Raw genomic sequence first — 8,598 nt, 5'->3', positions numbered from 1 at the left:
CTACGGTCTCCGGGTTCGCCCGGCCGCTCCGTCGCCTCCCCACACGCCTTCAGCGGCCGCGCCGCGTGAAGCCGATCCCCCTTGCCCCCACCTGACCGCCGCGCGGTCGTCCGCCCCCGCAAGGGGCGGAGCAGCAAGAGACAGGAGAACCCCATGCCCAAGTCCAAGCCCCCGCGTCGCAAGCGCCCCCGTCACGTCGTCTCGCGCACCCGGACGCTGCTCGACTTCTATGACGACCTGGAGCGGATCACGGCCCAGGCCGAGCGCGAGGCCGAGGCGCTGGCCGACAAGGTCCCGCCGGCGGAGCTGGCGATCATGCGGGCGACCTGCGCCGAGAACCGGCGGATCTTCGCCGAGGGCCGGGCCGAACTGCTGGCCCCCAGCCGCACGCCGGTGCTGGATCGCCTGGCGACCGAGGCGCGCCAACGCGCCAAGTAATCGCCGTTCAGTCGCGATCCGCCCCGGTCCTGTAAATGATTTCTTAAGTCGAGCGCGGGGCGCGGCCAGATTTATCCACATGAGCCGCCGGTATAGAAAGATGAACGCCCTGTAATATAACCGCGAAGTAACGCACCTTTCGGTCTTGTAACTTGAGATGAAGACCCTACGCCGTCACAGCTTCCCGTACCGAGGGGAAAGTTGATGACCAAGACCATGCTGATGGCCACTGCGGCCATGCTATGCATCGCCAGCGCGGCTCACGCCGGCGACGCCGACAAGGCGCCGGCCACTCCGATTCCCGCCGGCCAGGAGGCCGCCCAGAACCCGGTGCCGACCGGCCCGACCGACAAGGCGCCGCTGGACGACGCCAGCCAGCGCGGGGTGCTGGTGTTCCAGCCGGAATTCTTCGCCGCCCAGCGTCCGAACACCGCCCAGGACATGGTCAACCGGGTGCCGGGCTTCATCATCAACGACGGCGCCGGGACGCGCGGCTTCGAGGGCGCGGTCGGCAACGTCCTGATCAACGGCGACCGCCCGGCGTCGAAGAACGACACCAGCTCCAACGTGCTGGGCCGCATCCCGGCCAACCGGGTCGAGCGCATCGAGCTGATCCGCGGCGGCGCCCCGGGCGTCGACATGCAGGGCTATTCGGTGATCGTGAACGTGATCCTGAAGAAGGGCGTCAGCCGGCAGTCGATCCTGACCTGGAACGCCATGCTGTTCGACGGCGGCCAGGACCTCTACGGCGGCAACTACCAGTTCACCGCCACCAATGGCGACAAGACCTGGAGCGTGACGCTCAGCGACAGCATGAGCAGCAGCGACAGCAACGGCCCGGGCACCAATGTGCGCCACGACGGGACCGGCAAGCTGATCCGCGACGAGAAGTACCTGAACGACGGCTATGGCGGCGGGCGCGGCGTTCGCGGCAACCTGTCGACCCCGTTCAAGGGCGGCAAGCTGGAAGCCACGGCGCGCTTCGGCGTCAACGACTGGCAGCAGTGGCAGCAGCTGAGCTCGCCCGTCGCCCTGCGCCGCAGCGACTATGCCGAGGAGAGCCACACCACCGAGCTGGGCCTGACCTACACCCGCCCCCTGGCGCCGAAGTGGGCCCTGGAGACGCGGGCGATGTACTCGTTCGAGAATTTCGACAACGCCTCGACCAGCGACGAGACCCTGAACGGCGCGGCCAGCCCGCAGCAGCGCTTCACCGCCGACGGCGACGACTCCGAGTCGATCCTGCGCGGCCTGCTGCGCCACGACTTCTCCAAGGCCATCACGATCGAGGCCGGGGCCGAAGTCGCCTACAACATGCTGGACGTGAAGCAGGCCTATTCGGTCGGCGGCGTGGGCGTTCCCTTGCCCTCGGCCTCGGTCAAGGTCGAGGAGCTGCGCGGCGAGGCCTTCACCAAGGCCACCTGGCGGGTGAACCCCAAGCTGACGCTGGAGGGCGGCCTGCGGCTGGAGAAGTCGACGATCAAGCAGTCGGGCGACGCCAGCAACGAGAAGAGCTTCTTCTACGCCAAGCCGCGCTTCCTGGCGACCTGGACGCCGGTGGCCAACAACCAGCTGCGCGTGCGGTTCGAGCGCGAGCTGGGCCAGCTGGACTTCGAGGACTTCGCCGCCTCGTCGGACCTGGAGGACGAGACCGTCTATGGCGGCAATGTCGACCTCAAGCCCGAGCAGCGCTGGATCAGCGAGATCGGCTACGAGCGCCGCTTCTGGGGCGAGGGCGTCATCTCGATCACCTATCGCCACGACGAGATCATCGGCGTGATCGACCGCCTGCCGCTGCCGGACAACCTGTCGGCCACCGGCAATATCGGCGACGGCACGCTGGACCGCCTGTCGCTGAACATCGTGGTGCCGACCGACAAGCTGGGCGTCAAGGGCGGCCGCTTCACGTTCAAGAACGACTGGAACGAGACTCACGTGAAGGATCCGACGACCGGCAAGGATCGTCCGATCACCAAGGTGCGCCCGACCCAGGCCAATATCGGCTTCCAGCAGGACCTGCCCAGGCGCCGCATCCAGTGGGGGATCAACTGGCTGCCGCTGCTGGGCCAGGGCACCTACGACGTCGACCAGACCAACGTGTGGCGCGGCTCGAACTATTACGAAGCCTTCACCGAATACAAGCCGACCCCGACCCTGGCGATCCGCGCCCAGCTGAACATCTGGGACGACTACACCATCCGCCGCACGGTGTTCGCCAACCGCGCGCCGGAACGGGCCGTGGCCTATGTCGAGGACCGCGCCATCAACCCGCGCACTTTCGTCAGCCTGCGGGTGCGCAAGACGTTCTAGCGGCGGCTACTTCTTCAGCCGCCGGATCAAGGCCGTGGTCGACGGGTCATGCTGGCCCGTCGCGCCGCTCTCCAGCTCGGGCAGGATGCGACCCGCCATCACCTTGCCCAGCTCGACGCCCCACTGGTCGAAGCTGTTGATCCCCCAGATCACGCCTTCGACGAAGGTCTTGTGCTCGTAGAGGGCGATCAGGGCGCCGAAGGTCTGGGGCGTCAGGCGCTCCAGCAGCAGCAGGGTCGAGGGTCGGTTGCCGGCGAAGGTCCGCTGCGGGGCCAGGGTGGCGATCTCGGCCTCCGGCACGCCCTTGGCGGTGAGCTCGGCGACGACATCCTCCGTGGTCCGACCGACCATGAAGGCCTCGGCCTGGGCCAGCAGGTTCGACAGCAGCTTCTCGTGCATGCCGGCCGGCCCCTCGTCCGACCGGGCGACGCCGATCAGCTCCATCGGCGTGATGTCGGTCCCCTGGTGCATGCACTGGAAATAGGCGTGCTGGACGTTCGTCCCCTCGTCGCCGAACACCACCGTGGCCGTGCCCCGCTTGGCGGGCTGGCCATCCGGACCGACCGACTTGCCGTTCGATTCCATCTCCAGCTGCTGCAGGAACGACGCCAGGCGGCGCAGGCGGTGCGAATAGGGCACGACGGAGCGGGCGCGGCGGTCCAGGCCGTTGCGATTGAAGATCTGGGCCAGGGCCACCAGCACCGGGGCGTTCTTGTCCAGCGGCGCGGAACGGAAGTGCGCGTCCATGGCCGCGCCGCCATCCAGGAAGCCCTGGAACGCGTCCCACCCCGCCGCGACGGCCACCGACAGGCTGACCGACGACCACAGCGAATAGCGGCCGCCGACCCAGTCCCAGAAGCCGAACACCCGCTCGTCCGGCACGCCGAAGGCGGCGGTCTTGTCCAAGGCGGTCGAGATGGCGGCCAGGTGCTGATTGGCGCCGTCCTCTCCCAGGGCGGCGGCCAGCCAGGCGCGCGCGGCCCCGGCGTTGGCCAGGGTCTCCTGCGTCGTGAAGGTCTTGGAGACGACGATGACCAGGGTCTCCTCGGGGTCCATGTCGGCCGTGGTCAGGGCGAATTCGGCGCCGTCGACATTGGCGATGAACCGCAGGTCGATCTGGGTCTTCACGGGTCGCAGGGCGTCCCACAGCAGGCGCGGGCCGAGGTCCGACCCGCCGATGCCGATATGCAGGATCGCCTTGAACGGCTTGCCGGTCGCGCCCTTGATCTGGCCCGACCGGACGGCCTCGGCGAAGGCCTTCATCCGCTGGCGGACGGCCTCGACCTCGGCCATCACCGGCTGGCCCAGGGCCTTGAAGTCCGCGTCCGCCGGAGCCCGCAAGGCGGTGTGCAGCACGGCGCGGCCCTCGGACGAATTGATCGCCTCGCCGCCGAACATCCGGGTCCGTGCGCCTTCGACATCGGCCGCGTGGGCCAGGTCGAGGGCGGCCTCCAGCCCGGCCTCGTCCCAGGCCTGCTTGGACAGATCCAGGTGCAGGCCGGCGACGTCGAGGGTCAGCAGATCCAGACGGTCAGGCTCGGCCGCGAAGAAGTCGACGATGCGCTGTTCGCCCGCGGCCTTGGCGGCGGTTTCCAGGCGGGTCCAGGCGGCGTCGAGATCGGCCATCGGTAGTCCTCTGAATCTTGGTAAATCGGCGTTTACGAAACCGGGCTTATCAAACACCTGCCGCCACGTCATGGCAGACCAATGACGTTTTTTGCGGGAGTCCCCCATGTCCTGTGACGCCGTCGCCTTTTCCGCCATGCTCTGGATGGCCTCGTTCAATCCCGGGCAAGCTATCGGGCCAGCGCCAGCCGTCCTGCAACAGCCCTCCGTTCCCCAGTCGGTCGCCGGCGAGCCGCTGTTCCTCGACATCGTCAAGCGCGCCAGGCAGCTGAAGGCCGAGACGGAAGGCTACCGCAAGACGTTGGCCAAGGCCGACCCGGCCGGCGCGGCGACGAAGCTGAAGAGCTTCGATGCGTTCTCCACCCGGATCGGCGACCTCTCGGCGCTGGACATGAAGGGCCACGTGACTCTGAAGGAACGCGGCGCGGTCGACGATCTCAAGTGCATCCTGCGCGGCATCAGCCAGGACCTGCCCGAGAAGCTCGCCGCCGTCGGCGCGGCCACGACGATCAAGGCCCAGGACCTGGCCCTGCGCGACATGGCCTATCTGCTGAACGACAATGTCGAAGTGATCACCGCGCCGCCCCAACCGGCGGCCTAAGGCCGAAACTTCGCCATTGTCGCTTGATACCTGACCGCCGGGCGCTCAGAAGATCGCCCTGACCCTTCCTGCTCTCCCCGGCTCGATGTCCCGCACCAAGACCCTCGCCGCCGTCGTCGGCTCCGGCCTGCTCCTCGCCGCCTGCGCCAGCGAGACGAACACCACCGTCTTCGTGCCGGTCGTCGCGCCGGTGCTTCCCAGTTCGCTGACGCCGCAGCCGATCATGCTGTTCAACCAGACCAAGGACGGCCGCAAGCTGTTCACCCTGGACGCCGAGTTCCCCTATTGCGACGTCGAGACCGGCAAGGTGATCGTGGTGCCGCGCTGGTACGTCACCGACTTCGCCAGCGTGCCCTGGTACGGCCAGGGCTTCGTCGATCCTCAGGGCCCGACGGCGCGCGCCGCCATCGTCCACGACTGGCTCTACACGATCGGCGAACCGGGCAAGCGCGAGGAGGCCGACCAGATCTTCCTGCGGGCCATGCTGAAATACGGCGTCACGCCCTTCCAGGCCAATCTCGCCTATCAGGCCGTGCGGCTGGGCGGCGAGAAGGGCTACGGCCTGCCGACCGACTGGCGCTTCGTCGATCCCAAGCGCCAGGATCTCGTGCAGCCCGCGCCGTTCGCCAAGCCGCGCACCGGCATGGTCCGATACCTGCCCAAGTGCCAGGGCTTCGGCGCCCTGATCCAGACCGGCTGGCGGGCCTATCCGGTCAAGGTCAACGCCCCGGTGATTCCGCCGCCGCTGGTCGTGACCAAGACCCCGCTGGACAAGGTCAAGGACAAGCTGCCGTTCGGCAGCGACAAGAAGAAGTAACTAGGCCCCCGCCTTCTCGATCGCCTCGATCACCAGGCCCTCGGTCAGCAACTGGGGCAGGATGACCGGCGCGCCGCCGCCCTTCGGATAGACCACGTAGAGCGGTACGCCGACCCGGTCGAACTCGGCCAGGGCCTTGGCGATGACCGGGTCGCGATTGGTCCAGTCGGCCTTCAGATAGACCGCGTTCCGGGCCTTGAAGGCCTCGGCGACCTTCGAACCCGAGAGAGCGACCTTTTCGTTGACCTGACAGGTCACGCACCAGGCGGCGGTGAAGTCGACCAGGATCGGCCGGCCCTCGGCCTGCAGCGCCTTCACCTTCTCCGGCGACCAGGCTTCCGCGGTCAGGCCAGGCCCCGAGGGCGCGGCCTCACCGGCGGCGGCGGCGGCGGCGCTCGGCGGCTGGGCGGCCAGGGCGCCGGAAGCGGCCAGGGCGATGGCGCCGGCCACCACCAGCAAAGCGATCACGGTCGAGACGGCCCCGCCCTTGCCCGCCGCGCGGCGGTTCTGGGCGACGCCATGGAGCCAGGCGCCGAAGGCGGCCAGCACGCCGGCGGCCAGCAGCTGGCCCAGGGCGATCGGACCCGATTGCTGGGCGAACACCCAGGCCAGCCACAGGGCCGCGCCGTACATCGGGAAGGCCAGGCCCTTCTTCAGCACGTCCATCCAGGCGCCGGGACGCGGCAACAACTTCAGGAGGCCAGGGATGAAGGCCACCGCCACGAACGGGGCGGCGAAGCCGAGGGCCAGGGCCAGGAACACCGCCAGCGCCACGACCGGCGGCTGGGTCAGGGCGTAGCCCAGGGCGCCGGCCATGAACGGCGCGGTGCAGGGCGCGGCCACGACGACAGCCAGGGCGCCGGTGAAAAACGCCCCGGTCGCGCCGCCCTGGGCCGAAGCGCCCGAGCCGACGTTCTGCACCGAGGTCCCGATCTCGAAGACGCCCGACATGTTCAGGGCGACCAGAAGCATCAGCAGGCTCAAGCCCGCGATGACCAGCGGCGACTGCAGCTGGAAGCCCCAGCCCACCGCCGCGCCGCCAGCGCGCACCACTAGCAACAGGCCGGCCAGAGCCATGAAGGTCGAGACGACGCCCAGCAGGAACACCAGCCCCTGCAGGCGGGCCTTGCCGGCGTCGTGGGCGTGACCGGCCAGGCTGGCCGCCTTCATCGACAGCACTGGGAAAACGCATGGCATCAGGTTCAGGATCAGCCCGCCGACGAAGGCGAACAGCAGGGCGCCCGCCAGACCGCCCGAGGTCTTGCCGTCCCCGGCGGCCTTCTCGGCGGGCGGCGGCCCCATCCCCGCGGCGGTCGCGGGCGGGTCGCCCGGCGTCGCGGTGATTTCCCAGGCCCCGGCCTTGGTCGCGATGACGCCGGCCACCTCGGCCGGCGCGATCCCGCCGCCGACGAAGTCGTAGCCCGGCTTCAGCGACAGGGTCAGGCCCTCGGGGCCGCGATCGACGACTTGGTCGGCGGCGTGCTCGATGGCCTTGGGCGAATAGGGGAAGAAATAGGCGCCAGCCATGTCAGCGCCCTTCAGGGCTTCCCCGGTGACGGCCAGCTTCAGGGCCTGGCCGTCCAGCTTGAACACCGCCTTCAGACCGGCCGGCTTGGGCGCCTTGGCCAGGACGTCACCGACGACCGTCCCCCACTTGGGATCGGCGGCCGGCGCGGCCACGACCGGCAGCAGCAGGGAGAGCTTGGCCTCCTCCGGCACACAGACCTGTTCGCAGACCAGGTAGAAGACGTCGGCGGTCAGGCTGATCGTCGTCCCGACCTGGGCGTCCGCCGCCGCGGTGATCGGCACGGGAATGAAGACCTCGCCCTCGTAGGCGTAGTCCAGCAACGGACCCAGCCTGGCGGTCTTCGGCGTCGGCCAGACCATGTCCCCGGCCTTCCAGCCGGCGGGCAGGGTCCAGGTGATCTTGGTCGCCTCGCCCGCGTCGCCCGGATTGCGCCAATAGGTGTGCCAGCCGGGAATGATCTTCTGGCGCAGGGCCACATAGACCGTGCCGCCCGGCGCGATTCCCGTCTCCTGGGCGACCAGTTCGGACTGGATATGCCCGGAATTGACCACCGGCCCGGCCAGCGCGGCGCCCGCCAGAAGGCTCGCGGCCAGCAAGGCTTGCAGGGCGAGGACGGCTCTCTTGAGGAACATGCGCGGGTCCGGAAGGAAAAGTCTGCGGACGAACACATGGCCCGGCCTAGCCGGCTCGACAATGGCGAAGACGCAGCCGACAGTCGAATACGGAATCACCCGGAGAGACCCATGCCCGCCGCGTTCGACGACATCGAGATCGGCCAGGTCGTGAACCTGGGCTCGCGGGCCGTGGACGGCAAGGCGCTGGACGCCTTCATCGCCGCCTTCACCCCCGGCTGGCCGGTCGAGAACGGCGCCCCGGACGGCATGGTCTTCGCCATCTGGACACGCCTCGACGGCGAGGCCAGCGCCGCCTGGCCGCAGACCAAGCGCCTGGGCGTCGACGCGCTGCGCTGGATGCGCAACCCGCCCGTCGGCGAGTTGCTGCGCGGCCGCATGACCGTGATGGGCAAGGACCCGGTCGGCGAGGGCAAGGGCATCGTCATCGCCCAGCACGACCTGCTCGACGAGGCCGGCCGCCTGGTCTTTTCCTGCCTGACCCGCAGCATCTTCGCGCGGTAGAGCAATTTCCGACGAAGTGGATACCGGTTCGTCGTCAGAAAATGCGTCAAAACAAGATGCTAGAGCATTTCACCGATCCAGTTGGATCGGTGATGCTCTAGCCGCGGCCAAGAAAAAGGGCGGCGAAGCCGAAGCCCCGCCG

General features: G+C 68.8%; 7 protein-coding genes. 5 read left to right on the top strand and 2 right to left on the bottom strand.

The window, feature by feature from the left end; genetic code table 11:
- Nucleotides 1-153: 153 nt before the first annotated feature.
- Nucleotides 154-438, top strand: a complete 285-nt coding sequence (locus AC1RNC_RS17575) for a hypothetical protein (RefSeq protein WP_492887606.1) — start codon at nucleotides 154-156, stop codon at nucleotides 436-438.
- Nucleotides 439-642: 204 nt separating this feature from the next.
- Entirely contained in the window at nucleotides 643-2,748 is a 2,106-nt protein-coding gene (locus AC1RNC_RS17570; RefSeq protein ID WP_492887605.1) for a TonB-dependent receptor plug domain-containing protein, read from the top strand.
- A 6-nt stretch (nucleotides 2,749-2,754) separates the two neighbouring features.
- On the opposite strand, the gene pgi is transcribed toward AC1RNC_RS17570, so the two are convergent.
- Entirely contained in the window at nucleotides 2,755-4,374 is a 1,620-nt protein-coding gene (gene pgi / locus AC1RNC_RS17565) for a glucose-6-phosphate isomerase (RefSeq protein WP_492887604.1), read from the bottom strand.
- A gap of 106 nt (nucleotides 4,375-4,480) precedes the next feature.
- Here pgi and AC1RNC_RS17560 point away from each other — a divergent pair, with 106 nt between their 5' ends.
- Nucleotides 4,481-4,975 (top strand): hypothetical protein, encoded by a 495-nt coding sequence (locus AC1RNC_RS17560; protein WP_492887603.1) that lies wholly within the window; start codon nucleotides 4,481-4,483, stop codon nucleotides 4,973-4,975.
- Nucleotides 4,976-5,060: 85 nt separating this feature from the next.
- Nucleotides 5,061-5,792: a DUF1353 domain-containing protein gene (locus AC1RNC_RS17555; protein ID WP_492887602.1), complete on the top strand. Its 732-nt coding sequence runs from the start codon at nucleotides 5,061-5,063 to the stop codon at nucleotides 5,790-5,792.
- Here the strand turns inward: AC1RNC_RS17555 and AC1RNC_RS17550 are convergent, their stop codons facing one another.
- Entirely contained in the window at nucleotides 5,793-7,952 is a 2,160-nt protein-coding gene (locus AC1RNC_RS17550; protein ID WP_492887601.1) for a protein-disulfide reductase DsbD family protein, read from the bottom strand.
- A 111-nt stretch (nucleotides 7,953-8,063) separates the two neighbouring features.
- Between AC1RNC_RS17550 and AC1RNC_RS17545 the strand changes: the two genes are divergently transcribed.
- A complete protein-coding gene (locus AC1RNC_RS17545; RefSeq protein ID WP_099581833.1) occupies nucleotides 8,064-8,456 on the top strand; it encodes a hotdog family protein in 393 nt (130 codons plus the stop codon).
- The last annotated feature ends 142 nt before the right edge of the window (nucleotides 8,457-8,598 follow it).

The sequence above is a fragment of the Caulobacter sp. GW822-FHT01G02 genome, assembly GCF_058802865.1.
The sequence above is the reverse complement of the archived record's forward strand: the minus strand, read 5'-3'. Positions and strand labels throughout refer to the sequence as shown.

Excerpts from the sequence above, each read along its gene's own strand:
- AC1RNC_RS17575 (WP_492887606.1), top strand. The coding sequence starts at position 154 with ATGCCCAAGTCCAAGCCCCCGCGTCGCAAGCGCCCCCGTCACGTCGTC.
- AC1RNC_RS17570 (WP_492887605.1), top strand. The coding sequence starts at position 643 with ATGACCAAGACCATGCTGATGGCCACTGCGGCCATGCTATGCATCGCC.
- pgi (WP_492887604.1), bottom strand. The coding sequence starts at position 4,374 with ATGGCCGATCTCGACGCCGCCTGGACCCGCCTGGAAACCGCCGCCAAG.
- AC1RNC_RS17560 (WP_492887603.1), top strand. The coding sequence starts at position 4,481 with ATGTCCTGTGACGCCGTCGCCTTTTCCGCCATGCTCTGGATGGCCTCG.
- AC1RNC_RS17555 (WP_492887602.1), top strand. The coding sequence starts at position 5,061 with ATGTCCCGCACCAAGACCCTCGCCGCCGTCGTCGGCTCCGGCCTGCTC.
- AC1RNC_RS17550 (WP_492887601.1), bottom strand. The coding sequence starts at position 7,952 with ATGTTCCTCAAGAGAGCCGTCCTCGCCCTGCAAGCCTTGCTGGCCGCG.
- AC1RNC_RS17545 (WP_099581833.1), top strand. The coding sequence starts at position 8,064 with ATGCCCGCCGCGTTCGACGACATCGAGATCGGCCAGGTCGTGAACCTG.